Annotated in this window: 24 protein-coding genes and 1 pseudogene; 17 read left to right on the top strand and 8 right to left on the bottom strand. The window is 68.6% G+C overall.

The features are described from left to right. Positions 1-12 precede the first annotated feature (12 nt). Both SB786_RS21495 and SB786_RS21490 read left to right on the top strand, forming a co-directional pair. Positions 13-252: a hypothetical protein gene (locus tag SB786_RS21495; protein WP_006752669.1), complete on the top strand. Its 240-nt coding sequence runs from the start codon at positions 13-15 to the stop codon at positions 250-252. 142 nt (positions 253-394) lie between these two features. Next, on the top strand, positions 395-748 hold the full coding sequence (locus SB786_RS21490; RefSeq protein WP_410729246.1) for a metal ABC transporter ATPase: 354 nt from the start codon (positions 395-397) through the stop codon (positions 746-748). Positions 749-768: 20 nt separating this feature from the next. Here SB786_RS21490 and SB786_RS21485 read toward each other — a convergent pair whose 3' ends face one another. The 3 genes from SB786_RS21485 to lhpI all read right to left on the bottom strand — a co-directional run bounded on the left by SB786_RS21485 (position 769) and on the right by lhpI (position 3,118). Then, positions 769-1,566, bottom strand: coding sequence for a helix-turn-helix domain-containing protein (locus SB786_RS21485; protein WP_410729245.1), 798 nt, complete (start codon positions 1,564-1,566; stop codon positions 769-771). Positions 1,567-1,583: 17 nt separating this feature from the next. Next, entirely contained in the window at positions 1,584-1,991 is a 408-nt protein-coding gene (locus SB786_RS21480; protein WP_410729244.1) for a response regulator transcription factor, read from the bottom strand. Between the two features lie 191 nt (positions 1,992-2,182). Further along, positions 2,183-3,118 (bottom strand): bifunctional Delta(1)-pyrroline-2-carboxylate/Delta(1)-piperideine-2-carboxylate reductase, encoded by a 936-nt coding sequence (lhpI, locus tag SB786_RS21475; RefSeq protein ID WP_410729242.1) that lies wholly within the window; start codon positions 3,116-3,118, stop codon positions 2,183-2,185. 20 nt (positions 3,119-3,138) lie between these two features. On the opposite strand from lhpI, the gene SB786_RS21470 reads away from it, so the two are divergent. From SB786_RS21470 to SB786_RS21435, 8 genes are all read left to right on the top strand, one after another. Further along, the gene (locus SB786_RS21470) at positions 3,139-3,282 is read left to right on the top strand and encodes a hypothetical protein (protein WP_410729241.1); all 144 of its coding nucleotides are present in this window, start codon (positions 3,139-3,141) and stop codon (positions 3,280-3,282) included. A gap of 100 nt (positions 3,283-3,382) precedes the next feature. Further along, complete coding sequence (locus SB786_RS21465; RefSeq protein ID WP_410729240.1) at positions 3,383-4,120, top strand: FadR/GntR family transcriptional regulator; 738 nt, start codon at positions 3,383-3,385, stop codon at positions 4,118-4,120. A gap of 124 nt (positions 4,121-4,244) precedes the next feature. Next, the gene (locus tag SB786_RS21460; protein ID WP_410729239.1) at positions 4,245-5,366 is read left to right on the top strand and encodes a branched-chain amino acid ABC transporter substrate-binding protein; all 1,122 of its coding nucleotides are present in this window, start codon (positions 4,245-4,247) and stop codon (positions 5,364-5,366) included. 54 nt (positions 5,367-5,420) lie between these two features. After that, the gene (gene lhpH / locus SB786_RS21455; RefSeq protein WP_410729238.1) at positions 5,421-6,428 is read left to right on the top strand and encodes a trans-3-hydroxy-L-proline dehydratase; all 1,008 of its coding nucleotides are present in this window, start codon (positions 5,421-5,423) and stop codon (positions 6,426-6,428) included. A 193-nt stretch (positions 6,429-6,621) separates the two neighbouring features. Continuing rightward, on the top strand, positions 6,622-9,183 hold the full coding sequence (locus tag SB786_RS21450; RefSeq protein WP_410729237.1) for a penicillin-binding protein 1A: 2,562 nt from the start codon (positions 6,622-6,624) through the stop codon (positions 9,181-9,183). Between the two features lie 78 nt (positions 9,184-9,261). Further along, positions 9,262-10,137 carry a PilZ domain-containing protein gene (locus tag SB786_RS21445; RefSeq protein WP_410729236.1) on the top strand — a complete coding sequence of 292 codons (876 nt, stop codon included), beginning with the start codon at positions 9,262-9,264 and terminating at the stop codon, positions 10,135-10,137. 281 nt (positions 10,138-10,418) lie between these two features. Continuing rightward, on the top strand, positions 10,419-10,748 hold the full coding sequence (locus tag SB786_RS21440; RefSeq protein ID WP_006762089.1) for a DUF4148 domain-containing protein: 330 nt from the start codon (positions 10,419-10,421) through the stop codon (positions 10,746-10,748). Positions 10,749-11,016: 268 nt separating this feature from the next. Continuing rightward, entirely contained in the window at positions 11,017-11,421 is a 405-nt protein-coding gene (locus tag SB786_RS21435; RefSeq protein WP_410729235.1) for a lysozyme inhibitor LprI family protein, read from the top strand. 75 nt (positions 11,422-11,496) lie between these two features. On the opposite strand, the gene SB786_RS21430 is transcribed toward SB786_RS21435, so the two are convergent. Together SB786_RS21430 and SB786_RS21425 are read right to left on the bottom strand one after the other, a co-directional pair. Continuing rightward, entirely contained in the window at positions 11,497-12,144 is a 648-nt protein-coding gene (locus SB786_RS21430; protein ID WP_410729234.1) for a response regulator, read from the bottom strand. Next, positions 12,141-14,252, bottom strand: a complete 2,112-nt coding sequence (locus SB786_RS21425) for a PAS domain S-box protein (protein WP_410729306.1) — start codon at positions 14,250-14,252, stop codon at positions 12,141-12,143. Before SB786_RS21425 ends, SB786_RS21430 begins: the two co-directional genes overlap by 4 nt. 324 nt (positions 14,253-14,576) lie before the next feature. On the opposite strand from SB786_RS21425, the gene SB786_RS21420 reads away from it, so the two are divergent. The 4 genes from SB786_RS21420 (at position 14,577) to SB786_RS21405 (ending at position 18,477) form a co-directional block, all read left to right on the top strand. Further along, the gene (locus SB786_RS21420; protein ID WP_410729233.1) at positions 14,577-15,050 is read left to right on the top strand and encodes a universal stress protein; all 474 of its coding nucleotides are present in this window, start codon (positions 14,577-14,579) and stop codon (positions 15,048-15,050) included. Positions 15,051-15,479: 429 nt separating this feature from the next. Next, positions 15,480-15,986 (top strand): cupin domain-containing protein, encoded by a 507-nt coding sequence (locus SB786_RS21415; RefSeq protein WP_410729232.1) that lies wholly within the window; start codon positions 15,480-15,482, stop codon positions 15,984-15,986. Between the two features lie 165 nt (positions 15,987-16,151). Further along, positions 16,152-17,180: a DedA family protein/thiosulfate sulfurtransferase GlpE gene (locus tag SB786_RS21410; protein WP_410729231.1), complete on the top strand. Its 1,029-nt coding sequence runs from the start codon at positions 16,152-16,154 to the stop codon at positions 17,178-17,180. Between the two features lie 361 nt (positions 17,181-17,541). Next, on the top strand, positions 17,542-18,477 hold the full coding sequence (locus SB786_RS21405; protein ID WP_410729230.1) for a universal stress protein: 936 nt from the start codon (positions 17,542-17,544) through the stop codon (positions 18,475-18,477). Between the two features lie 525 nt (positions 18,478-19,002). On the opposite strand, the gene SB786_RS21400 is transcribed toward SB786_RS21405, so the two are convergent. Together SB786_RS21400 and SB786_RS21395 are read right to left on the bottom strand one after the other, a co-directional pair. Then, positions 19,003-19,419, bottom strand: coding sequence for a hypothetical protein (locus SB786_RS21400; RefSeq protein WP_410729229.1), 417 nt, complete (start codon positions 19,417-19,419; stop codon positions 19,003-19,005). A gap of 314 nt (positions 19,420-19,733) precedes the next feature. Continuing rightward, complete coding sequence (locus tag SB786_RS21395) at positions 19,734-19,913, bottom strand: hypothetical protein (RefSeq protein WP_410729228.1); 180 nt, start codon at positions 19,911-19,913, stop codon at positions 19,734-19,736. 97 nt (positions 19,914-20,010) lie between these two features. Here SB786_RS21395 and SB786_RS21390 point away from each other — a divergent pair, with 97 nt between their 5' ends. Both SB786_RS21390 and SB786_RS21385 read left to right on the top strand, forming a co-directional pair. Further along, entirely contained in the window at positions 20,011-20,274 is a 264-nt protein-coding gene (locus tag SB786_RS21390; RefSeq protein WP_410729227.1) for a DUF3562 domain-containing protein, read from the top strand. 244 nt (positions 20,275-20,518) lie between these two features. Further along, positions 20,519-22,318, top strand: coding sequence for a methyl-accepting chemotaxis protein (locus tag SB786_RS21385; RefSeq protein ID WP_410729226.1), 1,800 nt, complete (start codon positions 20,519-20,521; stop codon positions 22,316-22,318). 51 nt (positions 22,319-22,369) lie between these two features. On the opposite strand, the pseudogene SB786_RS21380 reads toward SB786_RS21385, so the two are convergent. After that, positions 22,370-23,408 (bottom strand): annotated as a pseudogene (locus tag SB786_RS21380) (sigma-54 interaction domain-containing protein). 378 nt (positions 23,409-23,786) lie between these two features. Here SB786_RS21380 and SB786_RS21375 point away from each other — a divergent pair. Continuing rightward, the gene (locus SB786_RS21375) at positions 23,787-25,775 is read left to right on the top strand and encodes an ATP-binding protein (RefSeq protein ID WP_410729225.1); all 1,989 of its coding nucleotides are present in this window, start codon (positions 23,787-23,789) and stop codon (positions 25,773-25,775) included. Positions 25,776-25,868: the final 93 nt, after the last annotated feature.

The following is a 25,868-nucleotide window of genomic DNA, read 5'->3' as shown; positions in this document are numbered from 1 at the left end:
GCAGGAGGGCGCATGACACTACAAGGTACGATTCATGAACGCGACTGGTCGGTCGAAATCGAGACGCGACCATGCGAATCCGGCGAGTTCCGCTGTCGTGTGTCGGTCGAGCACGGCACGGGAGCGGCGCGTTTTCATCACACGTTCGAGCACAGTCACGCGTATCCAACCGAGCACGAGGCGGCAATCGAAGGGCTGCGGGCCGGGATGACGTGGATCGAAATGAAGGCGTCGCAGACATTCAGCGTATGAATCCTCTCGCGCCGATGGTTGCGCGCTGGTGGTGCTGCCAAGGGCAGTGATCATCGCGTCGGTCATCGCGCCGCGTGCAGGACGGGGACACACAGTGACAGGTACGCGGTCGACGAGCACCGATCTCGTGAGGAGGCGCGCCATGGGCGTGGGCATGCAGATCGTCTGCGTCGGATTCACAGGGTACGTCGCGCTCGAAGCCGAAGCGGGGGCACAATTGGTGCGGCTCGAACGATTCCGCGCAAGGCTCGACGATTGCCTGCTGACGATCGAGTCGCGCACGACGGGCGACGGCAATCGGACCTACGACGTGCGGCTCGAGCTGCTGATGCACGATCGCGCGCCGGCATCGCTGCCGTGCAGCACCGGCGACGACGTGAACGAGACGATGTGCCGCGCGTTCGCACACGCCGAACAGGCGCTGTCCGCGTGGCACGCGGACGAATCCGAAGCCGTCGCGTTACGTCAGGCCACGACGGGCGCCGCCGCGCAATGATGGCTGCCGCGCGCTGTTCGTCAGACCTGCGCGAGCGCCTGCGCGTCGATGATCCGCACGCGCTTGCCGCGCGTTTCGACGAGCGACTCCCGATGGAACCGCGAGAACATCCGGCTGACCGTCTCGAGCTTCATGCCGAGATAGCAGCCGATTTCCTCGCGCGTCATCCGCAGGTTGAATTCCGATGCCGAATAACCGCGCGCCTCGAAGCGCGACGACAGGTTCAGCAGGAAATGCGCGACGCGTTGCTCGGCCGACATCGTGCCGAGCAGCAGCATTTGGCTCGATTCCCGGACGATCTCGCTGCTCAGCATTTGATAGAGAAAATGCTGCATCGATTTCATTTCGCGGCACGCGGCTTCGAGCGCGACGAACGGGATGATGCACACGACGCTGTCCTCGAGCGCGATCGCGTCGCAGCAGTGCCGGCCGCTGCCGATGCCGTCCATGCCGAGCGTTTCACCGGCGATCTGGAAGCCGTTCACGTGCTCGCGGCCGTCGCGATGCATCATCACCGTCTTGAACGAGCCCGCGCGCACCGCATAGATGCTCTGGAACGGGTCGTCGGTGCGGAACAGCGAGTCGCCCTGGCGAACGTGCCGGGTCGAGCAGATGATCGCGTCGAGGCGGCTGTATTCGTCCGCGGTCAGGTCGGGCGGCAGGCACATCGAGCGCATCGCGCAGACGGAGCAGCGCGCGGCCGGATGTTTGGCGGTGTCGGTGCGTGCGACCGCGTGAAGCGGAATCGGTGGCCGAGCCGCGACGGGCGGGGCGGTGGCGAAGGCGATGGCGGTGGCGGTGGCGGTGGCGGTAGACATGAATCACTCCGGCTCGATCAGGGCTGGTGCGCGCGAGCGTGCACCAGGGATTCGATGACGCGGCATGCGGCGTCGAATTCGGCGGTCTTGTCGAAGAAATAATCGGCTCCGGCCGCCGCGCATGCCTCTCTGAATGCACGCGCCGAATGGTTCGTCAGCACGATCGTGACGACGGGCGGCGCGGCCTTCGACAGCATCCCGATCAGGTCGAGACCGCTGCCGTCCGCGAGCCGCAGGTCGACGATCACGACGTCCGCGCGGCTGCTGCGGATGTGCGTCCACGCGTCCTGGCCGTCTTCCGCTTCGCCGACGACCACGACGCCGCCGATCGCGCCGACGAGCAGCGCGATGCGTTGCCGCACGGCGACGGCGTGATCGACGAGGAACACCCTGAGCGCGGCGGCGGGTGACAGGCTGGCATTCATGCCGGCAGTATCGTGTTGCCCCGCCGAAAATGAAATCGGCCGAATTGGAAGTTCGTGTAGGCCGCTTCGACGCGTTGTAGGGCGATTCCTACAAGCGTGTGCGAAAGCGGCGGCGACGCACGAGCCGGGCCGCCGGGCGCGCGGTGCGCAGGCGGCTGTCGGCCACCGCCGTCGTTGCCGCCGCCATCGAATCAGCCGCGCCGGCGCGCGTCCAGCGCATCGCGTGCCGTGCGGCACGCGGCCAGATCCCATGCGGCACAGCCGACGGTTTTGAACAGCAGCGGTCCGCTCCGCTCGAAGGCGCCGCGCAGGACGTCGGCGAGCGACGCGACCTGTTGCCAATCGACCTGCGCGACGATCAGGTCGCCGGCCTCGTGGCGCGCGCCGGCCGGGTCGTCGACGACGAGCCGGCTGTTGCGTACGGTGTCGGCGTCGATCTCGGCGGCGTCCGCGGTGAACGCGCCGACGCCGACCACGAGGCGGCCTTCGCGCGCCGCTTCGCGATAGACGGGCGTACGGCTCGTCGTCAGCGTAATCACGACGTCGATCGCATCGGGAATCGCGTCGCCGTCGAGCGGCCCGAGCCGCGGCGCCTGCGCGCGGTGCGCGGCGCAGAACGCGGCCGCGCTGTCGGCGCGCGAGCCGCGCACATGCAGGCGGGCGTCCGGAAAGATCGCCGCGAGCGCTTCCGCGTGATTGGCCGCCTGCTTGCCGGTGCCGACCAGCAGGATGTCGCGCGGCGCGGCGCCGTGCAGCGCCTGGATGCCGAGCGCGGTGATGGCCGCCGTGCGGCGCCCGGTGACGGTCGGGCCGTCGAGCACGAAGCGCATCTCGCCCGTCGTCGCGTCGTACGCGCTCACCTGGCCGAGGATCGTCGGCAGCCCGCGCGCGGCGTTGCCGGGGCATACGTTCACGAGCTTGTGGCTCGCGAGGTCGCGCGCGCTCGCCGGCATCGACAGCATCACGCCGCCTCCCTGCAGCGGCACGACGAGCCGTTCGGGGCTGACGATCTCGCCCGCCGCGTATTCGGCGACGGTGTGCGTGAGCGTGGCGAGCAGCGCCGGGTAGTCGAGCAGCGCGGCCGTTTCGGCGGCATCGAAAGCAGGAATCCGGGAGAGGGCGGTCATCGTGTCGGTCGGTTGGATCGGTGAGCGTGGACGACGGGCGCATCGCGCGCTCGCCAGAAAAGCTGCCGGAAATCACGACGGCAGGTGGTCTGGATCAAATCTATACCAGTTGTTGGCCGTCCGGCAAGCCGGAAAATCCGGCGGATTGCCGATTTTGGTTCTAATATCCGTCCAGATGGGCCGTTGCATGGCCGCCCCCGATGCCGCTTCGGTATAGTGCGCATCCATTCCCGAACCACGCCCCCGACCCGGCAGGAGCCCCAGATGATGTCCGCGCGTCCCGAATCCCTTGAAGCCGGTTTCCGGCCGCTGCAGATCTACGAGCAGGTTGCCGAGAAGATCCGCGACGAGATCCGCGCGGGGCGCTATCCGGCCGATTCGAGGCTGCCGTCCGAGCGCGAGCTCGCGGCGCTGTTCCAGGTCGGCCGGCCGGCGGTGCGCGAGGCGCTCGGTGCGTTGCAGAACGAAGGGCTGGTGTTCACGAAGCGCAATTCGGGCACCTACGTCGTGCCGGCGCCGCTCGACGTGCTCGCGCAGCGCGGCGACACGCGAAGCGCGCCGGATGCCGACTTCAGCCCGACGTCGACGCTCGACGTGCGGCTCATCCTCGAGCCCGCGATCGCGCGGCTCGCGGCCGCGCATGGCCGTGCCGATCCCGTTGCCGAAGGCTATCTCGCGCAGATGGAAACCATCACGGATATCGACGACCCGCGGCAGCGTGCGCTGTGGAACGAGAGCGACCGGCTGTTCCACCGGCAACTCGCGCTGATGACCGGCGACGCGTTGATCGTGAAGATCGCGGACGAAGTCGCGAAGACGATGGACCAGCCGCTGTGGAAACGGCTGAAGGACGACGGCATCTACGACGCGGGCCGGATCCGGCTCTACGTGTCCGAGCACCGGCTGATCTACGAGGCGATCGTGTCCGGCGACGCCGATGCGGCCGCGTTCTACGTGGAGCAGCACATTCTCCGCGTGCGGCGCGACATCACGCCGAAGTGACGCATGCCCCTCCGTCATTCTGGTCTGAAATATGACCAGAATCGTAAATAGTATTTTGAAATTGCTTGCGTCGTGACCATGCGTGTCCTACATTGGTTTCACATAAAACCAATCAGGAGACACCATGCGTTACCTCATTACCGCGCTCTCGGTGGCCGTTGCCGCCGGCGCGCTGTCTTCCGCGCACGCGCAGGAAGTCGTGACGATCGGCCACTCAGCGCCGCTGACCGGCCCGCAGGCCGCGAACGGCAAGGACAATGAAAACGGCGCGCGCCTCGCCGTCGAGGAGCTCAACAAGGCGGGTGTGAAGGTGGCCGGCAAGACGGTCACGTTCAAGCTGGTGTCCGACGACGACCAGGCCGACCCGAAGGCGGGCGTGCAGGTCGCGCAGAGCCTGGTCGACAAGGGCGTCGTCGCGGTGCTCGGCCCGTACAACTCGGGCGTGGCGATTCCCGCGTCGCGCGTGTACGCCAACGCCGGCGTGCCGATGCTGCCGGTCGCGTCGAACCCGGCGCTCACGCGCCAGCGCTTCAAGAACATCTTCCGGATCGGCGCGAGCGACGAGCAGCTCGGCGGCACGATGGCGACCTTTGCCGCGAAGACGCTGAACGCGAAGACCGCCGTGGTCATCGACGATCGCACCGCGTACGGGCAGGGTGTCGCCGAGCAGTTCGCGAACGTCGCGAAGGCCAACGGGATCAAGATCGTCGATCAGGAGTACACGAGCTCGTCGGCGACCGATTTCCTCGGCATTCTCACCAAGATCAAGGCCAGCAATCCCGACGTGATCTTCTTCGGCGGCTATGCGGCACAGGGCGCGCCGATGGCGAAGCAGATGAAGCAGCGCGGCTTGCGCGCGAAGCTGCTCGGCGGCGACGGCATCTGCTCGGCCGACATGGGCAAGGTCGCGGGCGAGGCCGCGTCGATCGTCTATTGCGCGCAGGGCGGCGTCGCGCTCGAGAAAACCTCGGCCGGCCGCGCATTCCTGAAGAAGTACCACGACACCTATCACACGGAGACGCAGGTTTACGGCGTCAACTACTACGACGGCATGAAGCTGCTCGCCGACGCGATGGTCAAGGCCGGCACGACCACCGACAAGGCGAAGCTGATCGCGCAACTGGCGAAATCGAACTACGCGGGTGTCGCGGGCACCTATTCGTTCGACGAACACGGCGACCTGAAGGGCGCGCCGACCACCGTCTACGTGATCCGCAACGGGCTGCCCGAGCCGTACGCGAAGTAACCGCCACCGGACGGCGCCGCGGCGCCGTCCTTCGTCTTCACGCTTTCGATCCTCATGAAAATTTCCCGATCCCTTTCCACCGTCGAAGTGCATACCGGCGGCGAAGCCTTTCGCATCGTCACGAGTGGGCTGCCGCGCCTGCCGGGCGACACGATCGTCCAGCGCCGCGCGTGGCTCAAGGAGAACGCCGACGAGATCCGCCGTGCGCTGATGTTCGAGCCGCGCGGCCACGCCGACATGTACGGCGGCTACCTGACCGAGCCGGTGTCGCCGAACGCGGATTTCGGCGTGATCTTCCTGCACAACGAGGGCTACAGCGATCATTGCGGGCACGGCGTGATCGCGCTGTCGACCGCAGCGGTCGAGTTGGGCTGGGTGCAGCGCACGGTGCCGGAGACGCGCGTCGGCATCGATGCGCCGTGCGGCTTCATCGAGGCGTTCGTGAAATGGGACGGCGAGCACGCGGGGGCCGTGCGCTTCGTCAACGTGCCGTCGTTCATCTGGCGGCGCGACGTGTCGGTCGACACGCCGTCGTTCGGCACCGTGACCGGCGACATCGCGTACGGCGGCGCGTTCTATTTCTACGTCGACGGTGCGCCGTTCGACCTGCCGGTGCGCGAAGCCGCGGTGGAGAAGCTGATCCGCTTCGGCGCCGAAGTGAAGGCCGCCGCGAACGCGAAGTATCCGGTCGTGCATCCGGAGATTCCGGAAATCAACCATATCTACGGCACGATCATCGCGAATGCGCCGCGCCATCCGGGCTCGACGCAGGCGAACTGCTGCGTGTTCGCGGATCGCGAGGTCGACCGCTCGCCGACCGGCTCCGGCACCGGCGGACGTGTCGCGCAGCTGTACCAGCGCGGCCTGCTCGCGGCCGGCGACACGCTGGTCAACGAGTCGATCGTCGGCACGGTGTTCAAGGGGCGCGTGCTGCGCGAGACGATGGTCGGCGACATCCCGGCCGTGATCCCGGAAGTGGAGGGCAGCGCGCACATCTGCGGTTTCGCGAACTGGATCGTCGACGAGCGCGATCCGCTGACCTACGGTTTCCTCGTGCGCTGAACGCTGACGCACGGCATCCGGTTGTACCAGGCTTGGCGCGCGGTCACGTTGTGGGCGTGCGCAGCGGGCGTGAAACTGCGCGAGCGAATGCCATTCGCACGGGCGCGGGCCGGCCGCCGGCCGGCGTGCCGCGCGAGTTTTGGTACGATGCTGCCTTTCCAGCCGATCCCCCATCCGCGTGAATCGCCGAAACGTGTCGTCAGTGCGTGATCTCTGTGTCAAATGGGTCGCGCGCGCCCAACCCGTCGCGGCCGCTGCCGCCGTGCCCGTCAAGCGTGTCCTGGCCACCGCCTGGCGCCGTCTCCGTCATCCGACGCGCCGCGGCGTGTTGCTCGCGGCCGCCGCCGTGCCGGTGCTGTTCGTGCTGTACGTGCTGGCGCTGATTCCGTTTACGCCCGGCATCGGCGACATCCGCAAGGCGCGGGTCGACCAGCCCGCGCAGGTGCTGTCCGCCGACGGCAAGCTGCTGGCGGAATTCAAGCCGTCGAACCGCGAATGGGTGCCGCTCAAACAGATTTCGCCGCACATGGTCGATGCGCTGATCGCGACCGAGGACCATCGCTTCTACGAGCACCACGGGCTTGACTGGAAGCGCACGGCGTCGGCCGCGCTCCATACGTTCTCCGGCAACCGCCAGGGTGGCTCGACGATCACGCAGCAGCTTGCGCGCAACCTGTACCCGGACGAGATCGGCCGCGCGCCGACGCTCACGCGCAAGGTGAAGGAGGCGATCACCGCGCTGAAGATCGAGGCCATCTACAGCAAGCCCCAGATTCTCGAGACCTACCTGAACACGGTGCCGTTCCTGTACAACGCGTACGGCGTCGAGATGGCCGCGCGCACCTATTTCGACAAGTCGGCCGACCAGCTCGACGTGCTCGACAGCGCCACGCTCGTCGGGATGCTGAAGGGCAACAGCTACTACAACCCGGTGCTGAACCCCGAGCGCGCGCTGCAGCGGCGCAATACGGTGCTCGGCCAGATGGTGAAGTACGGCAAGCTGTCGCCGGCGCAGTTCGCGCAGTTGCAGCGCCGGCCGCTGCGCATCGACTTCGAGCGCCAGAAGGAGCCGCCGGGGCCCGCGCCGCATTTCGCGCAGCAGTTGCGCAAATGGCTGATCGGCTGGGCCGACCGCAACGACTACAACATCTACTCGGACGGGCTGATCGTGCGCACCACGATCGATTCGCGGCTGCAGCAGATGGCGACCCAGGCGCTGGCGCAGCAGGCGAACCAGCTGCAGGGGATCGCGAACAACGCGTGGAGCGGCCGCGACGGCTGCGGCACCGACAACGAGGTGTTCCGCACCTTCATGCGCGAGTCGCCCGAGTACAAGGCCGCGCAGGACGCCGGCAAGGACGATGCGGCCGCGATGAAGCAGCTCGCCGCCGATCGAGGCTTCATGCGCGCGCTGTGCAAGGCGAAGACCGACGTGCAGGCCGGCTTCGTCGCGATCGATCCGCGTGACGGGCAGATCCGCGCGTGGGTCGGCAGCCGCGACTTCACGAACGAGCCGTTCGATCACGTGTCACAGGCACGGCGCCAGCCGGGATCGACCTTCAAGCCGTTCGTCTATGGCGTCGCGTTCGCGAACGGGATGAAGCCGGACGACACGTTCGTCGACCAGCCGATCGAGATTCCGCTGAAGGGCGGCGAGATCTGGCGGCCGAACGACGACGCGCCGCCCACCGGCAAGCCGATGACGCTGCGCGACGCGGTCGCGCTGTCGCGCAACCGGATCACCGCGCAGGTGATGGAGAAGGTCGGCCCGGCGGCCGTGGCGCGGCTCGCGCGCGACATGGGCGTGCGCGAGAGCCCGCTCGAGCGCGTGCCGTCGCTTGCGCTCGGCACGAGCCCCGTGACGCTGAAGGAGATGGTCGCGTCGTATGCAACGATCGCGAACGGCGGGCTGTACGTCGAGCCGCAAATGGTCACGCGCATCGAGACCCGCCAGGGCGACGTGCTCGCCGAATACGCGCCGGCGCCGCCCGAGCGGGCGCTCGACGCCGAAACCGACAAGACGCTGCTCGACGTGATGCGCGACGTGGTGACGCGCGGCACCGGTGGCAGCGTCCGCACGCGTTTCGGGATTCGCGGCGACGTGGCCGGCAAGACCGGCACCACGCAGGACAACGCGGACGGCTGGTTCATCCTGATGCAGCCCGGGCTGGTCGCCGGCGCGTGGGTCGGCTTCGACGACGGCCGCGTGACGCTGCGCAGCGACTACTGGGGGCAAGGCGCGCACAGCGCGCTGCCGATCGTCGGCGACTTCTTCCAGCGCGCGCAACGCGCCCGGATCGTCGACACGAAGCTGAAATTCGATACCGAGCCATCGCCCGGCTGGTTCGCGTCGGCGCGCGAGCGGGTGACGGACCTGTTCGACGGGTGGTTCGGCCCGGAATCGAAGCAGGCGCCGGCGCCCGTGAGGACGCAGCGTATCGAGCGTCAGCCCGAGGAGGACGCGGACGAGGCGTCGGCCGCGTCCGCCGCGTCGGCGCCCGGGCCGGCATCGGGCGGCGTCGTCGAGGAATGGATTCCGGCGTCCGAAGTGGCGGCGTCGGCCGCCGCGTTGTCGGCGGGCGCGTCGCAACCGCAGGCCGTGCAGGCGCCGGCGGCGGGAGGAAGCGCGGCGAGTTCGGGCAATACCGGTGGCGGCGGCCTCGGCTCCGCACCGGCCACCGCGCCTTCTGCCGTACCGGCGCCGTCACCGGCTCCGGCCCCGACTTCACCCGACGCGGCCAGCGGTTCGGAGTAGCGAGCCGTTCAGATTTCGCGCGATGCTGCCGTAATAACGTTGTCACGACAGCTCGCGCGGCCGCTCCGCGCCTTTCCGATGCCGCTCATCACCGGTTACGTCGCGCTCGCGCGCGATGACGTCGCCGCCGGCGTCCCGCTCGGCTTCGATCTCTACGATGCGGGCGGCGCCGCGCTGTTGCCCGCCGGCGCCACGCTGCGCGATCCTGCGCAGCACGACTTCCTGTTCGATCACTTTCGGCCCGTTCGCAGGCCCGATGACGCCGGACCGGCTGCGTCCGAGGGCGACACCGTGCCGGCGGCCGCACACATGGGACTGTCGGCCGGCGCCGCGATCGGCATCCGCCGGCGGGTCGGGGCGGCCCGCGTGCTGCAACGCTGCCGGTTGATCGGAGTCGGCGCATCCGGCGTGCTGTTCGTCGAACCGCGGCCGTCGGCCGTGTTCGATTTTGCCCGCGGCGACGACGTCGAGGCGGTCGCGATCGGCCGCTCGGCGGTGTCGCGCTTCGGTGCGACGGTCGAGGCGGTGCAGGCCGCGGGTGGCGCGCCGTTCATGGTGCTGTCGCCGCCGGGCTTCGTCGACCGGCTGCGCACCCGCGCGGAGCCGCGCGTGCCGGTACGGATCGCGGCCTGCTGCACCGGCGGGGTGGCGCAGGCCGACGGCATCGGGATCGTTCACGACCTGAGCCTGAACGGATTGTCGATCGCGATCGACCGGCCGCTCGCCGCCGCCGGCGAGCCGTTGCACGTGCAGCTGCCGTACATGGACGGCGACCGTATCGCGTTGCTGGCGCTCGACGCCACGGTGCGCGCGCTGCACGCGGAGCCCGCGACACCGGGCTGGACGCTTCATCACGCTGCTTTCGGCGAAATCGCCGGGGCCGACCGGATTTGCCTGAAGGCGTTGCTGTTCGACCTGTCGGCGGAAAGCCCGGAGGGCGATCACGTCCGCTGACGTGCGCTCGCCGTTTCACATCGGGCCGCCGTCGTCCATGGCCGGCTGGATGGGGCGACCCAGGCGGGGTAAGCCACAGCGCGCCCCGGTTTATTGGGTTCGGATGTGACGTCAATCCTCTGACGATTCGACCGAATGCGCGACAATTGTACGGAATTCGGTCAACAGTGAATTTGCGATTTAAGTATTTACCCTGATAGCCGTGCCGCCTAGACTTCCACTCATGCGCAACGACTACCCAGTCCGAAGCGCCTGACAAAACAATCTGGAGGTAACGCATCATGAAATCGCTGATCAAGGCAGTTGCACTGGCCGCACTGGTGGCCGCACCGATCGTGTCGTTCGCTCAATCGAACCAGCAGCCGCTGACGCGCGCGCAAGTGCGTGCCGAACTGGTCCAGCTCGAGAAGGCCGGCTACAACCCGAACGACTGGATGAACTATCCGGACAACATCCAGGCCGCACAGGCAAAGATCGCGGCAGCCCAGAACACCGGTGCGCAGGCTGACGCAACGGGCTACGGCTCGAACCCGGTCGCGACGTCGCAGTCGGGCCAGCGCGTGACGGTGCCGGCCGTAGCCGACCGTTCGTCGGTGTACTTCGGTCACTAAGCCATTCGCGATGCGGCCCGCGGGCCGCCGGCGAAACCGTATCGAAAAGCCCGCACTCGTGTCGAGTGCGGGCTTTTTTGCGTCCGCCGCACGCGTGACGCCGGCTGACAATCCGCCGCGCGTGCGCTAGCATCGCGGTCGGCATCGCCACGCCACGGCAGCCGAGGCGGATGGCGTGGCGCCGGCTCGTGCGCGACGCCGCGCGCCGCGCGCGTCGGCAAGCCCGGCACGAGGTTCCACCAATCAACGAAAACAAACAGGAGCATCCATGCGTGTCTTGACCGGTCTGCTGTGCGCGCTCGCGCTGACGGCGAACCTTGCCCATGCGCAGGCAAATTGTGCGGACGCGACGGACCAGGCGGCGATGACGGCGTGTGCCGATCGCGCGTACAAGAAATCCGACGCGGAGCTGAATCGCACCTACCAGGCCGTCATCGCGCGCCTGCGCGATACGAAGCCGCTCGCCGAAAAACTCGTGAATGCGCAGCGCGCGTGGATCGCCTACCGCGATGCCGAATGCAACTTTTCCAGCGCGAATGCCGAAGGCGGCAGCGCGTATTCGATGGTTGTGTCGACCTGCCTCGACGATCTGACCAGGATCCGTAACGAGACGCTGAAAGGGTATTTGTCCTGCGAGGAAGGCGATCTCGCGTGCCCGGTGCCGGCGAAGTAAAAGCCGCGCGGCGTCCCGCCGGCCGGCTCGCACGTCGCGCGGCCGGCGCAAGCCCGTGATCGGCGCGATCAGGCGCTAGACGTCGTCCGTTTCGTCGAGCAGCTTGTGCCGCATCGCATAGCGGACCAGCGCCGCTTCGTGCGGCATCTGCATCTTTTCCAGGATCCGGGTCTTGTAGGTGCTGACCGTCTTCGCGCTCACGCACAGCGCCTGCGCGATCTCGGTCAGCGTCTGTCCGGCGGCGATCCGGCGGAACACGTCGAACTCGCGATCGGACAACCGCTGGTGCGGCAGCGTCTCGGCCGGCTCGTTCAGGCTCTGCGCGAACTGCTCGGCCATCGCGAGGCTCACGTAGACGCCGCCCGACGCAACCTTGGTCACCGCGCCGACCAGTTCGGCGCTCGCGCTTTCCTTGGTCACATAGCCCGATGCCCCGGCGCGGAACGCGCGCACCGCATATTGCTGTTCCGCGTGCATGGTCAGCACGAGCACGCGCAGCGCGGGCTTCTCGTCCTTGATCTGCTTGATCAGCTCGACACCGTTGCGGCCCGGCATCGACAGGTCGAGCACCAGCACCTGCGCGGGCGTCGAACGAACCAGCGCGATCGTCGACGGGCCGTCGCACGCTTCGCCGGCCACCTCGAATCCGGTAGCGTTCTGGAGGATGTGCCGCAGACCGTCGCGCACGAGCGTATGGTCGTCGGCGATGAGCACCTTGATCATGTGAGGATGGTTTCCTGTTGAACTGTGCCGAGCGGGAAGGCGACGGTGATCGAGAAGCCGCGCGCGAGCGCGGTGTCGATCGTCACGTTGCCGCCCAGCATGTGTGCGCGTTCGCGAATGCCGATCAGCCCGAACGATTTGTCCTCGTGGGCGCTGCCGCCCGGCGCCGCGCCGCGGCCGTTGTCCGCGACACGCAGTACGCAGAAGCCTTCCTCGATGTCGAGCCGCAACGCTACGCGTGTCGCGTCCGCGTGGCGCGCGACGTTTGTCAGCGCTTCCTGGACGATCCGGAACAGCGTGGTCGCCCCCGCGCTGGTGAACGTGAGCCCGCCCGTTTCGATGTGGCGTTCGACGTCGATGCCGTAGCGGTTCGTGAAGTCGTTCGCCAGCCACTCGATCGCGGGCACGAGGCCGAGATCGTCGAGCATCACCGGGCGCAGGTCGGCTGCGATGCGCCGCACCGACGCGACGGTCGCGTCGATCAGACGGCGCATGCCCTGCAGGTGCGACAGCACGTCGTCGTCGGGTTGCGCACGGCCCGGCGCGCGCAGTTGCTGCTCGATGACCGACAGGTCCATCTTCAGCGCGGTCAGTTGTTGGCCGAGATCGTCGTGCAGTTCGCGTGCGATGCGGGTCTTTTCCTCTTCGCGTACGTTCTGCAGGTTCGCCGAGAGTTCGCGCAGTTCCTCGCGCGACTGCTTCAGCGCATTCTCGGCGCGCTGCCGCTCGGTGATGTCGCGCAGCATCACCGTATAGAGCTTGCCCGACGCATCGCGGATCTGCGAGATCGACGCCTCGATCGGGAATTCCTCGCCGTTGCCGCGCATCCCGAACAGCACGCGCTGGCGGCCCATTTGCCGCTCGGACACACCGGTCACGCCGAACTGGTCGACGTGCTTCGCATGCGCGGCGCGAAACCGCTCGGGGATGAAGCGCGACAGCGGCGCGCCGATCGCCTCCATCGCCGACACGCCGAATACCTGTTCGGCCATCGGGTTGAAGATCACGACCGTCTGCTTCTCGTCGATCGTGATGATCGCTTCCATCGACGAACGGATGATGCCCATCATCCGCGCCTCGTTGAGGATGCCGCGGCTGCTGGCGCCGGTATCGCCCGTACCGGCGCGGCCGCGCAGCAGTGCATGGATCAGTGCCGCGAACGCGAACGATGCGATCAGCCCGGCGGCGAGCACCGTGCCCGCCGCGCGCTGCGCGCCGGTCGCGCTCGGGCGGCCGTCCGCGGAATAGGCGAGCGTCAGTACGATGCCGCCGAAATTCAGCTGGTCGGTGCGGCGCATCAGGTCGGGCGACGCGGAGGCCTCGTCGGTCGTCGTCTCCGCGCTCGCGATCGGATGCGGATCGTCGCCGGCGCTCATTCGCAGGTCGAGCCCGCGTTCCGCGTCGAGCGCGCGCTCCACCACGCGATTCGGGCTCAGTTCCGCGAACAGCACGCCGCCGGCAGCCGTGTCATGGGCGCCGGCTGGCGTGACGGGCGTGTGCGATGCGGGCGTCGCCGGCACGAACAGCATGAGGATGCGGGTATCGCGAGACGTATCGTCGTCGGCCGGATGGATGCCGAGCGCGACATTGCCGGTCTGCAGCGCGCGTGCCAGCGGCGCCTGATCCGGGGCGCCAAAGCGCGCGCCGGCTACGCTCGACAGCGGCGCGCTGAGCGTCGCGACCGCGAACGGGCCGGCCGGCATCGGCGCGTCGCCGGCGAGCGCGCTGCGTGTCGCGGGCGACAGCGGCGCATAGCCGAGCTGCCGGACCGGGGAACGACCGCTGTCGAGATCGAGCGTGTCGGCATACCGGCGCCATTGCTCGGGTGTCATCTGCGGCGCGAGCAGGAACGCGCCGCGCGCGCTTTCGAGCGCGGCGGCGCCGGCCTGCAACTCGTGGCGCAGCATCGCCGTCACGTGCGTCGTGCGGCGTTCGAAGCGCGTATGCACGGCGCTTTGCCACTGCTCGCGCACCAGCAGCGCGACGCCGAGCGACAGCGCCGCACCGGCGAGCAGCGCAGCGACGCCGGCCGCGAGCGGCTGGCGTAACATGGTCTGAAAGCGCGTGGGCCCTCGGGCGTCACGCGATGGGGTGCCACTGGCGATCATTCGATTGGCCATTCTGGTGTCGGGGGGCCGCCCGTGGCGCTTGGGGCGGTGCGGCGAAACCGGGAAAAACTCGCACCGGCCGCATGCTACGGTTATTTTCAAGATGAAATTGTGCGCGTTTTATCGGTTTTTTGTAATAGGGTCAGCTAAAAACGCGATAGCGCGGCGGGCCAGCGGGCGTTCCGGCGGCGATTGACGCGCGTCAACGGACGCGTCGGCACGTGGGGGCAGACTGTTCGGCAGGCGAGCCGGCATCGGGCCGGCTCGCGATGACGGGCGCATCGTCGCGCGATACGCGGCGCGTGCCCGGTCGGAGGGCGGACCATGTACAAGCGGATTTTCGTCGGGCTCGACGGCGGCCCGAGCGCGCGTCTCGCGCTGAACGAGGCAATCCGGATGGCGGTGGCATCCGGCGGCGAGGTGACGTGCGCGTATGTCGTCGAGCATCGGCCGCAGCTAGTCGACGTCGATGCGGGTTTCGCGGCCGAACGCGAGCGCGACGCGGCGGCAACTGCTGCGGCGACGCCCGTGCTCGACGACGCGAGAGCGGCGCTCGCGCAGCAGCATGTGCCGGGCACCGTGCGCGCGGTCGATGCGTATGGCGAGGACGTCGCCGCAGTGCTGATGCGCACGGCGGCCGAGGTTGGTGCCGATCTGATCGTGATGGGGACGAGCGGGCGGCACGGCTTGCGCCGGCTGCTGCTCGGGAGTGTCGCGGAATCGCTGCTGCGCTCGGCCGACCGGCCAGTGCTGCTGGTGCGGCATGACGAGCCGGCCGTGGTGGCAACCGCGCGATGACGGCGGTGCGGCGCTGAGGTCTCACGATCTCACGATCTCACGATCTCAGGTGCTCAGGCGTCAGGTGCTCCGATGCTCGGCGTCAGGCGCTCAGGCGCGAAAGGCGGCGTGCAGGGGCCTACCGGCGGATGACGGCGTGACGGCGTGACCGCGTTGTCGGTCGCGCGTCCGGCACATCGATCAACGGGCCATGCATGCGCGGCAGCACAGGGGCGTGATCGCATCGCCGCGGTTGCATCGTGGCCGGCACTTCTGGCAGCATCGACCGGTGTCCGTTTCATCGTCGCGCGGGTTCAAGCGCGATCCAGTCGCCGCGTGCATGGCCGCGGCGATCGACGCAGCGGCACGCGACGGTGCGGGAGATTGCATGTGCGATCGGCCTGCGGTGCGTCGCGTGCCGGGTCTCCTACCTTACCGACGTCACCCGCCATGCCGATTTCCGCCGCCGACCTGATTCAGCAGTTCGATCTTCAGCCGCATCCCGAGGGCGGCTATTTCCGGGAAACCTACCGCGCTGCCGATACCGTCGTGCGTCCTGCCGACGGCGCGCCGCGCGCGGCATCGACCGCGATCTACTACCTGTTGTGCGACGGCGCGTATTCGTCGTGGCACCGGATCCGTTCGGACGAGGTCTGGCACTTCTATGCGGGCGATCCGCTCGAAGTGTGGGTGCTCCACGAGCACGACGGCCTGACGATACATCGCCTGGGCAACCCGCTCACGCATCCGGGCACCGTGTTCCAGGCCGTCGTGCCGGCCGGACGCTGGTTCGGCGCGCGCTGCGCGTCGCCGGAGCACGTCGCGCTCGTCGGCTGCACGGTCGCGCCGGGGTTCGAGTTCGCGGAATTCGAGCTCGCGGACGCGACTGCACTGGCCGCCGCGTTTCCCGAATACGCGGAATACGTCGCGGGGCTCGCGCAGCGGCCTGACGCGTGAGCGTGCGGGCTGCCGCCGACGACAGCCGTTCCGCGCGGTCCCGACCAAACCCGTTTAGAATGCAACGTGGTGCAGGATCGGCCGCGGACCTGCCGCGGCGATCGTGCCAGCCGTATCGACGGCCGCCTCCGTCGCACGGTCCGCATGTCTTCCAGGAGCGCCGCCGTGTGGCACTTTCCCATTGCAATTCCGTCGTCGCTCGGCCCGTGGGCCGTGTTCGCGAGCGTACTGATCACGCAGCTCGGCGTGCCGGTGCCGGCCGTGCCGATGCTGATTCTCGGCGGTACGATGGCGGCGATGGGGCAGGCGTCCTGGACGAGCATGTTCGCGGCGGCGATCGGTGCGACGATGCTTGCCGATTCGCTCTGGTTCTTCATGGGCCGCACGCGCGGGCGGCGCTTGCTGAACGGCCTCGTGCGCTTCTCGCTGTCGCTCGACACGACGCTGCGCTTCGCGCGTAATGTATTCGAAAGATACGGCGCGCCGCTCCTCGTCATCTCCAAATTCCTGCCGGGCCTTGGCCTCGTGTCGGCGCCGCTGCTTGGCACGACCGCGATCGGCGTCGGCGTGTTCCTGTTCTGGGATCTGGCCGGCGCGTCGTTGTGGGCCGCGTTCTGGCTCATCGGCGGCGCGGCCGTGCATGACCAGATCGTCCAGTTCGTGCTGTGGGTGCGCGCGAGCGGCGGCACGATCCTCGACGCGTTTCTCGCGATCTTCATCACGTTCGTGCTGTACCGCTGGGTGCGCCGCATGCAATTCCGCCGCTACCTCGCGCAGTTGCGCATCTCGCCGCCGCAGCTCGTCGAGATGATGACGTCGAACGAACCGCCGCTGATCTTCGATGCTCGGCCGCGCGCGATTCGTGAACGGGAGCCGTACCGGATCGCCGGTGCGGTGCCGGTCGATCTCGATTCGCCGGACCTGCTCGATCCGGAGCTGCTGAAGCGGCCGATCGTCGTGTATTGCGTGTGCCCGAACGAGGCGACCGCGAAGCGTCTGATCGCGAAGATGCAGCGCAAGAAAATGCTCCACAACATCAGGGCGCTGAAGGGCGGGCTCGATGCATGGGAGAAGCACGGTTATCCGGTCGAACCGATGCCGGCCGATGCGGATGCGTCGCGGTATTTCGTGCGGCCGGCTCACGCCGCGCCGCTCGAGGGCGAATATACGGTGCGGGCGACGTTGTCGAAGTGAATCGTGCGCGCAGTGCCGCGCACGTTCCGATTCCGCCACGGGTTTCGCGCTTCTCGTTCGCGCGAACATCGATTGGCGCGAAACCTCTGATCCCGTAAGCGAACCGGCGAAAAGTCGCCGCGCCGTGCGCCGAACATGCGCACGCGGCGCATCTCGGCCCTGCACGCGCATTGATCGTGATCATGCGCGCGCCGGCCGGACGTCATATCCTGTCTGAATCGCTTGTCCGCGCTTCGCGAGGCCATCCAGCGTGGCCATCCACCGATCCCCGCGCCCGCGCCGGCCGTCCGCCCGCCGCGTGCCGCTGCCGCGCGAAGCTCCGGTCGTCGTCCGCGACGACGCGTCCACAGAGGCCTTCGCCATGCAAACCACCCCACCCATCCCGCCGCTCGCGCGGATCGCGCTGGCCGTCGATCCGACGCCCGAGTCGCTGTCCGCCGCGCGCTATACGCGAACGCTGCTGCGTCCCGGTATGCAGGTGCGCATCGTCTGCGCGATCGACAATCCGCGCCTCGTGCTGCCCGACATCCCGCGCGTCGACGCGCTGCTGACATCGGCGCGCGACGAGATGACGCACGAAGCGCAGGCGACGCTCGAACGCACCGCCGCGCTGTTCGCCGGCAGCGGCGTGGCCGTCGAGCAGGTGATCCTCGATACGTCGGTCACGGGCGGTACGGTGGCCGATGCACTCGCGAACGACACGTCGGCGTGGCAAGCCGACGTGGTCGTGGTCGGCGCGAATCCGCACCACGGGCTGCTGCGGCTTATCGAAGGCGCGATGTCCGACACGCTGGCCGCGCGCGCACGCTGCGCGCTGCTGATCGTGCCGGCCGGCTACGCGCGTCCGGCGGACGGGCCGCTGCAGCGCCTGATGTTCGCGGTCGACGGCAGCGAGCCGTCGCTGCACGCGGTGCGCGTCGGGCTCGGCTTCGCGGCGCCGACGACGCTGCTGTACGCAGCCTATGTCGTCGATCGCGCGGTGCGTCTGACGGATCTCGTGCCGGTGCGCGCGCTCGAGGACGCATATCGCGCGGAAGGCGAGGATGCGCTGGCCCGGATCGGCCCGCTGTTCCATGCCGCGGGGAACCCGACCAAACGCGGCATCGTCGAAACCCGTCCGACCAGCGACGACGTCGCCCATGCGCTGATGCGCGACGCGGTGCACTGGCACGCGGAACTGCTGGTGGTCGGCACGCACGGCCGGCGCGGCATCGCCGCCTGGCTGATCGGCAGCGTCGCGCGCCGGGTCGCGCATCTCGCGCAGGTGCCGGTGCTGCTCGTGCGTGGCGAGGCCTGAAAATCACAAGGGGAGAGAGGCGAAGCGGGTTTTCGTTGACCTGCATCAGAAACGTCGTGCGCGTCGCGTGAGACAGTGACGCCACGTCCGGCGTGGCGGACCGGCTGTCGTCCGTCCGTGACTTTGCGATTCGACGCGTCGAGTCCGAAGCCGAGTCGCGCGAACGCACGCATGTCCGAGGTCGTTGCGATCAACCGATTTCAGGAGCCGTACCACGCATCGCGTGGCGCGCGAGCCGATCAAGAACTCTCCGGCACGAGGGTAGGCAGCCGACGGCTGCCTTGGAACGACGGACGGGGTGTCTCTCACCCCGTCCGCTTCCTGGCCCCGTGCAGACTACTTTCCTCGCAGGTATTGTCTTCGTCGATGTCGCCGGCTGGAAGGGCGCGTGGTGGCACACGATCGCGCGACGGCGGATCGGTGCGAATGACGGCAAGCGCGGCGCGCTGCGCTCGCGGCCGATGGGTGTCGCAGTCGCCGCAGCCAGCGCTGCGGCCCCGTGCCGCGCCTGCTGCGTTCACGCGCTCATACGTAGCGCGGCGTTCGCTGGTCGTGCCCGCGGCTGCTCATCCGGCATACGCAGGCGCCGCGGCGCACGCCATGCCGATGTCCTCGTCCGCCCCGTGCGCAATTGCGCAACGGCGGCCAGCCGGGCCGTGCCTTGCGGCGCGGCCCCGCGACGACCGGTGCGTCGGCGTCGGCCTGGGCGCCGGACCGCGCGCGCAAGGCAGCGGCGAACCGCTGCAGCGCGAGCACCGACCCCGCGACGCTCTGGTATTTTTCGCGGCCGATTTGCCCGTCGAGCATCACGAGCAAACCTGCTTCGCGCGCCAGCGCGAGCAATGCGTCGAGATCGTCGGGCGGCTGGATACGAGCCGGCGCGGTGGGCGCGGACGGCGTGCGCCGCCGTCCGTCCCGGGCCGGGAAGTTGCGATGTCCCATGATTGGTCTCCTGCGCCGGACCCCGCATGCCGGCTCAACGGCCGGCTGAGCGATGACCGGGTATGAACATATCGTTCATGACATCAGTATCCGTCACCGATACCGCGCTGCCAATCGGCGCGCGCTGAAGTCGTTGTCAGACATTGCGTGCGGCGTATCGGAATCCGCTGACAAACGGGACCGGCGTTCGGCCGCCTCGGCACGATCCGCCGGCCGGGCGTGCCACCCGCGGCTCGGCGATGCGGTGCATAAAAACAGGCGAATGGCGGCCGGCGGGCGTCGCTTGACGCACGATTTCGACTGGTCTAAGTTGCTCACTGCATCGGCGTCGCGCGACGGTTCATCGTTTGCGCGAACGCGCGGTCCCGCGCCTCGGGGTGGCGTGGCAATCCTTCCAGTCGTTCGCGGGCCATGCGCACCGCGAATCCCGCGCGCGGGCCGATCCGGCAACCGATCGGCGCGGCGGCACGCAAGGTGCCGTTGATCGTGCGCAAACACGCTTCGGCGCATGGTACGCCGGGCGGCCGTCCAGTCTTTAATCTTCCAGTAGTGTCTTTTTCCTTTCGTTCCTCGACCGTCAGGAGCCCGTCGATGTCACAACAGGACAACATGCTTGAAGCCTTGAAAGCCGTCGCCGAACAGCGCGCGATCGGCGACGACCAGTTGCGAACGATGCTCGACGACGAAGTGCGTGCGCTGTCGTCCGATGCCCGCGTGCACGACTACATCCACGTGTTCGCGATTCGTCACCTGCGCGAACGGATGCGCAGACAGGACGAGCTCGAGCGCGAGCGCGACACCTCCTCCGGTACGCAGCACAAGGAGCCGGACACGAGGGCCGGTCGCCGTCTGTGACGGACGCTCGCCGCGATCAACGTCACTAGTGCTGCACGGGCCGCGGCCGGCCTTCGCCCGGTGCACGCGCCGTTTCGCAGCGCAGACCACCGCCCGCGTGCCGACAACGCGCTTACGCGCCGGCAGCGCCTTTCTTCATACGTTTCATTGAATTGCCACAACGGCCTCAAGTAAGTGGCGCGGATGCCGTTTACTCGGTGAATCCGTCCACCGGGCGTTCCCGCTCCCTTACCGAGTCGTTGCCATGTTTTCGTCCATCCGGACCCGTATTCTTGCCGCGTGCGTGGCCATCGTCGTCTTCGCGCTCGTCGCCACCACGCTGATCAACTATTTCATCGCGCACTCGTACAACGAAGACGCGATCGATCGCAACCTGACATCCGTCGCCAGCGGCCATGTGGTCGGCATCGGCGACTGGGTCGCGACCAAGAGCCGGATGATCGCGTCGTTGCAGGACGCTGCGCTGTCGCCGGATCCGCTGCCGGTGTTCAAGCAGATGGCCGCGGCCGGCGGGTTCACGAACGTGTACGCGGGCTACGCCGACAAGGTGTTCCATTTCTCCGACCCGACCGGCATTCCGCCCGACTACGATCCGACCGGCCGCCCGTGGTACAAGCAGGCCGCGCTGGCCGGCAAGCCGGTCGTCACGCCGCCGTACGTCGACGCGGGCACCGGCAACCTGGTCGTCACGTTCGCGGTGCCGATCCTGCGCGACGGTGCGCTCAAGGGCGTCGTCGCGGCCGACGTCGCGATGGACAGCGTGATCGCGAACGTGAAGTCGATCCACCCGACGCCCGCCAGCTTCGGCATGTTGATCGACAGCAGCGGCCACGTCGTCGCGCATCCCGACGCGAAGCTCACGCTGAAGCCGGTCGCCGACGTGTCGCCCGACCTGGGCGGCATGAGCGCCGCGTCGCTGGCCGCGGCTACCACGCCGGTCGAAGTGCACGTCGGCGGCGACGCGAAGCTGGTGCGCGCGCGGGCCGTGCCGGGCACCGACTGGTATGCGCTGGTGCTGCTCGACAAATCGGAAGCGACGGCCGGGATGCGCTCGCTGCTGACCGCGTCGCTGATCACGCTGGTCGTGATCGTCGGCGTCGCGTCGCTGATCATCGGCGCGATCACCACGACCGCGTTCCGCCGCCTGTCGCAGGTGCGTCAGGCGATGGCGTCGATCGGCTCGGGCACGGGCGACCTGACGCAGCGCCTGCCGGCCGAAGGCCGCGACGAGGTGGCCGATATCGCGCGCTCGTTCAACAGCTTCGTCGACAAGCTGAACGACGTGATGCGGCAGATCCGCGATGCGAGCGAGTCGGTGCGCACGGCCGCGAACGAAATCGCGGCGGGCAACCAGGACCTGTCGTCGCGCACCGAATCGGCGGCGGCGAGCCTCGAGGAAACGGCCGCGTCGATGGAAGAGATCACCGCGACGGTCGGCCAGTCGGCGGCGGCGGCCGGCCAGGCCGACGAACGCGCGGCCGCGGCATCGCGGATCGCGTCGCACGGCGGCGTGGTCGTGTCGGACGTGGTGGCGACGATGGGGAAGATCGAGGAAGCGTCGGGCCGGATCGGCGACATCATCGGCGTGATCGACGGCATCGCGTTCCAGACCAACATCCTCGCGCTGAACGCGGCCGTGGAAGCCGCGCGGGCCGGCGAGCAGGGCCGCGGTTTCGCGGTCGTCGCGCAGGAAGTGCGCAGCCTCGCGCAACGCAGCGCGCAAGCCGCGCGCGAGGTGAAGGTGCTGGTCGAGTCGACGGTGGCGAGCGTGTCGGCCGGGTCGGGCCAGGTGCGCCAGGCCGGCGACACGATGCGCGAGATCGTGTCGAACGTCACCAACGTGACGACCATCATCTCCGAGATCACGCACGCGGCGAACGAGCAGACGCGCGGCATCCAGGAAGTGAACCGCGCGGTCACGCAGCTCGACGAAATGGTGCAGCAGAACGCGGCGCTCGTCGAACAGTCGACCGCGGCCGCGACCGCGCTGCAGACACAGGCGAACGCGCTCGCGACGACGGTCGGGCAGTTCAAGGTCGCGTGACGTGCGCCGGGTGGCGCGGGTCGCGCCGCCGCGCCGCGCGCGCGGCGACGCTCAGGCGGGCCCGCCGTCGCGCATCAGCGCGAGCCGGTTGTAGAGCGTCTTCAGGCTGATGCCGAGCGCTTTCGCCGCTTGCGGCTTGTTGCCGTCGAAGTGGTCGAGCGTGGCCGCGATGAAGCGCTGCTGCGCGTGGTGAAGGGTCGCGCCGAGCGGCAGCGCCATTGCGCCGTCCGAAGTCTGGTCGGGCAGCATCGTCGGCTTCGGCAGCGCGACGTCGATGCCGTCGTCCGCGAGGATGTACGCGCGCTCGATCGTGTTGTGCAGTTCGCGCACGTTGCCGGGCCATGAATACGCGCGCAGCGCGGCGATCGCAGCATCGGTCAGCCGCTTGTGCGAGCGGTGCCGCTCGTTGAGCGCGTCGACGAACTCATGCGCGATCGTCTCGACGTCGCCGTTGCGCTGGCGCAGCGGCGGCACATACAGCGCGAACGCGGCGAGCCGGTAGAACAGATCCTCGCGCAGCCGGCCGTCTCGCACGGCATCGGCCGGATTGTGGCGGGTCGCCGACACGATGCGCACGTCGAGCGGAATCGACTCGGTGCCGCCGACGCGCACGATCGTGTTCGATTCGAGCGCGCGCAGCAGCTTCACCTGCAGCGCCGCGGGCATTTCCGCGATCTCGTCGAGGAGCAGCGTGCCGCCGCACGCGGCTTCAAAGAACCCCTCGCGCTGCGCGATCGCGCCGGTGAAACTGCCTTTCTCGTGGCCGAACAATTGCGCTTCGGCGATGTCGGCCGGAATCGCGCCGCAGTTGACGGGCACGAACGGCCCGTCGCGGCGCGCGCTCAGGTCGTGCAGCCGCCGCGCGACGATATCCTTGCCGACCCCGCTTTCACCGGCAATCATCACGCTGGCGCGGGTCGGAGCGATTTTCTCGATACGGTCGAGCAGCGTGCGCATCGCCGTGGAGCGGCCGGACAACTGGCGTGCATCGGCGCGTTGCTTCGGGCGGTTTGCGGTGTCAGCCATAGGCGTTCAGCGGGCCGTTTTGAAAATCGGCATCGCGCGTTTCCCTCGTTGCAATATTTATCATCGACAGCGGAACGGCCCAAAAGGTGCCGCGACATAGAAATTTCCAATGCCCGGTGCGATACCCGAAGAAATAGGCGATTGCCATATCGCGATGCCGGAGTCGGGCAGCCGCGCACGCCATGGGTGCCTTTTTACACCTGCGGAATGAAAATTCGAAAGGCGCTTGCAAGCACGCATTCGGCTAAGCAAACGCGGCACACGGCCGAACGCCCAGGGTAGCCCGGCATCACCCGCATTACGCGGCGATGGCGGGCGGGCAACGTCGCAACTAGGCATGCTTGTTGCGGCGCCCAGTAGCTCGCCCGGCACGCGTAACGGATGCCGACCCCCGAGGCGGCATGCCGTCGCGCGACGATTGCCGGGGCGATGCAGGGAAACGATGAGGACCTTTACCCGTGAGCTGTTTCGGCAGGGCATATGGGTCGTGCTGGCCGTCGGAGTGGCGGCCGTGCTGCAGGCGTGGGCGATCCACGTCGTCGGCATGCACGAACCGTTCGCGCCGCTGCCTTTCTACGCCGGTGTCGCGGCTGCAGCCTGGCTGACGTCGTTCGCCGGCGGCGTGACCGCGAGCGCCGCGAGCCTCGCCGTGATCGGCGCCTTGTGGTGGCGCAATGCACCGCTGCCCGATCTCCTCTCCCAAGCCGGCGCTTTCGTCGCGATCAGCTTCGTCGAGTGCGTACTCGTGACGGCCGTCAAGCCGCTGCTCGCCAACGACCGGCTGCGCGGCGCCGAGGATGCGGACGACGACGCGCGCCCGCCGCGCCGCGAACCTGAACCTGTATCCCCGGGGCACGCGCTCGACGACACGCTGCTGCGTCGCGTGGTCGATGCATCGCCCGACGCGATCGTCGGCGTCGATGTCGCACGGCGGATCACGAGCTGGAACCCGGCCGCGCGGCGCCTTTTCGGCATCGACGCGGCGGCGGCGATCGGGCACGACGTCACGATGCTGGTCGCGCCGCGCTGGCTGCGATTGCATCCCGTTCCCGCATCATTCGAGAACGCGGGCGCGCCGGCCGGCCCGCTCGACGTCCTGTGCCTGCGCCGCGACGGCAGCCGCTTTCCCGCGACCTTCACGGCGTCGCCGATCGTCGACGCGCAAGGCAATTGCACCGGCCTGTCGATGACGCTGCGCGAGGCGCGCGAACGCCGTCGCCTTAAGCAGCGCGATCTGCGCACGTTGCGCGGCGCGCGCGATGCGCGTGTGCAGGCCGACGAGTCGAACCGGATGAAGGACGAACTGCTGGCCAGCGTGTCGCACGAACTGCGCACGCCGTTGAACGTGATCTACGGCTGGGTCGAGGTGTTGCGCAGCGGCGAGGGGCAGGGCTTCGCGCATCAGGCGATCGACGCGATCGATCGCAGCGCGCGATCGCTGTCGCGGATGGTCGGCGACCTGCTCGACGCGTCATCGCTCGCGACGGGCCGGGTGCGGCTCGAACGCACGCCGGTCGACCTCGTGCGCATCGTGCAGGAGGCCGTGCGCGAACTCGGCGAGACCGCGGAGGCGAACGGCCTCGAGCTGTCGACGGAGTGCGCGATGTCCAACTGCGTGATCGCCGCGGACGCCGAGCGCCTGCGCCAGTTGCTGTCGAACCTGCTGTCGAATGCGATCAAGTTCACGCCGCCCGGCGGGCGCATCAAGGTGTCGCTGAATCCGGCCGGCGCGCGCGTGCGGCTGTCGGTCGCCGATACGGGACAGGGCATTTCCGCGGAACGCCTGCCGCACCTGTTCGATACGTTCAGCCGGCCGGAAGGCGCAGCCGCGTTGCCGAAACGCGGCCTCGGGCTCGGCCTGTCGATCGTGCGCAACATCGCGCGGCTGCACGGCGGCGAGGTCGCGGCGGCGAGCGAAGGCGCCGGGCGCGGCACGACCGTGACCGTCATGCTGCCGGCGGACCTCGCTGCCGACGATCCGACCGGCGACCCGGTGCGGCCGAGCGGGGCGTCGAGCGCGGTCGCGCTCGACGGCCGGCGCGTGCTGGTGGTCGACGACGACGCAACCTCGCGCGCCAGCCTCGCGGCAGCGCTCGAAACGCTGGGCGCCCAGGTGTCGACCGCACAATCGGGACACGACGCGCTCGACGTGGTGGCGCAGCAGCACCCGAGCGTCGTGCTGTCCGATCTCGCGATGCCGGACGGCGACGGCTTCTGGCTGCTCGACCACATTCGCCATTTGCCGGAGGGCGGCGGGCGCCTGCCCGTCGTCGCGGTGACCGCGCATGCGGGCACGGCGGATCGGAGCCGCGTGATGGCCGCGGGCTTCGACGCGTATCTGTGCAAGCCGGTCGACGTTCCGACGTTGGCCAGTGTGATCGTCGACGTATCGGCCGCCGACGCGGCGGGCGGCACCGGGCGGCGCAGCTGAGTGTATCGAGGGTGCAGAGAGGGAAGGTGCGTGGACCGATTTCTTCACGTCCGCGCACCGTCAGGCATGACGGATGGACCATAGCGTTCGGCC

It is taken from the genome of Burkholderia sp. SIMBA_062 (assembly GCF_046534765.1).
Classification (GTDB): domain Bacteria; phylum Pseudomonadota; class Gammaproteobacteria; order Burkholderiales; family Burkholderiaceae; genus Burkholderia; species Burkholderia ambifaria.
The sequence above is the reverse complement of the archived record's forward strand: the minus strand, read 5'-3'. Positions and strand labels throughout refer to the sequence as shown.

What these genes read in the sequence shown, in the direction of transcription:
- lhpH (WP_410729238.1), top strand. Translation starts at nt 5,421, where the DNA reads ATGAAAATTTCCCGATCCCTTTCCACCGTCGAAGTGCATACCGGCGGC.
- SB786_RS21430 (WP_410729234.1), bottom strand. Translation starts at nt 12,144, where the DNA reads ATGATCAAGGTGCTCATCGCCGACGACCATACGCTCGTGCGCGACGGT.
- SB786_RS21400 (WP_410729229.1), bottom strand. Translation starts at nt 19,419, where the DNA reads ATGGGACATCGCAACTTCCCGGCCCGGGACGGACGGCGGCGCACGCCG.
- SB786_RS21435 (WP_410729235.1), top strand. Translation starts at nt 11,017, where the DNA reads ATGCGTGTCTTGACCGGTCTGCTGTGCGCGCTCGCGCTGACGGCGAAC.
- SB786_RS21440 (WP_006762089.1), top strand. Translation starts at nt 10,419, where the DNA reads ATGAAATCGCTGATCAAGGCAGTTGCACTGGCCGCACTGGTGGCCGCA.
- SB786_RS21485 (WP_410729245.1), bottom strand. Translation starts at nt 1,566, where the DNA reads ATGTCTACCGCCACCGCCACCGCCACCGCCATCGCCTTCGCCACCGCC.
- SB786_RS21480 (WP_410729244.1), bottom strand. Translation starts at nt 1,991, where the DNA reads ATGAATGCCAGCCTGTCACCCGCCGCCGCGCTCAGGGTGTTCCTCGTC.
- SB786_RS21460 (WP_410729239.1), top strand. Translation starts at nt 4,245, where the DNA reads ATGCGTTACCTCATTACCGCGCTCTCGGTGGCCGTTGCCGCCGGCGCG.
- SB786_RS21465 (WP_410729240.1), top strand. Translation starts at nt 3,383, where the DNA reads ATGATGTCCGCGCGTCCCGAATCCCTTGAAGCCGGTTTCCGGCCGCTG.
- SB786_RS21405 (WP_410729230.1), top strand. Translation starts at nt 17,542, where the DNA reads ATGCAAACCACCCCACCCATCCCGCCGCTCGCGCGGATCGCGCTGGCC.
- SB786_RS21375 (WP_410729225.1), top strand. Translation starts at nt 23,787, where the DNA reads ATGAGGACCTTTACCCGTGAGCTGTTTCGGCAGGGCATATGGGTCGTG.
- SB786_RS21445 (WP_410729236.1), top strand. Translation starts at nt 9,262, where the DNA reads ATGCCGCTCATCACCGGTTACGTCGCGCTCGCGCGCGATGACGTCGCC.
- SB786_RS21490 (WP_410729246.1), top strand. Translation starts at nt 395, where the DNA reads ATGGGCGTGGGCATGCAGATCGTCTGCGTCGGATTCACAGGGTACGTC.
- SB786_RS21385 (WP_410729226.1), top strand. Translation starts at nt 20,519, where the DNA reads ATGTTTTCGTCCATCCGGACCCGTATTCTTGCCGCGTGCGTGGCCATC.
- SB786_RS21425 (WP_410729306.1), bottom strand. Translation starts at nt 14,252, where the DNA reads ATGATCGCCAGTGGCACCCCATCGCGTGACGCCCGAGGGCCCACGCGC.
- lhpI (WP_410729242.1), bottom strand. Translation starts at nt 3,118, where the DNA reads ATGACCGCCCTCTCCCGGATTCCTGCTTTCGATGCCGCCGAAACGGCC.
- SB786_RS21415 (WP_410729232.1), top strand. Translation starts at nt 15,480, where the DNA reads ATGCCGATTTCCGCCGCCGACCTGATTCAGCAGTTCGATCTTCAGCCG.
- SB786_RS21495 (WP_006752669.1), top strand. Translation starts at nt 13, where the DNA reads ATGACACTACAAGGTACGATTCATGAACGCGACTGGTCGGTCGAAATC.
- SB786_RS21420 (WP_410729233.1), top strand. Translation starts at nt 14,577, where the DNA reads ATGTACAAGCGGATTTTCGTCGGGCTCGACGGCGGCCCGAGCGCGCGT.
- SB786_RS21390 (WP_410729227.1), top strand. Translation starts at nt 20,011, where the DNA reads ATGTCACAACAGGACAACATGCTTGAAGCCTTGAAAGCCGTCGCCGAA.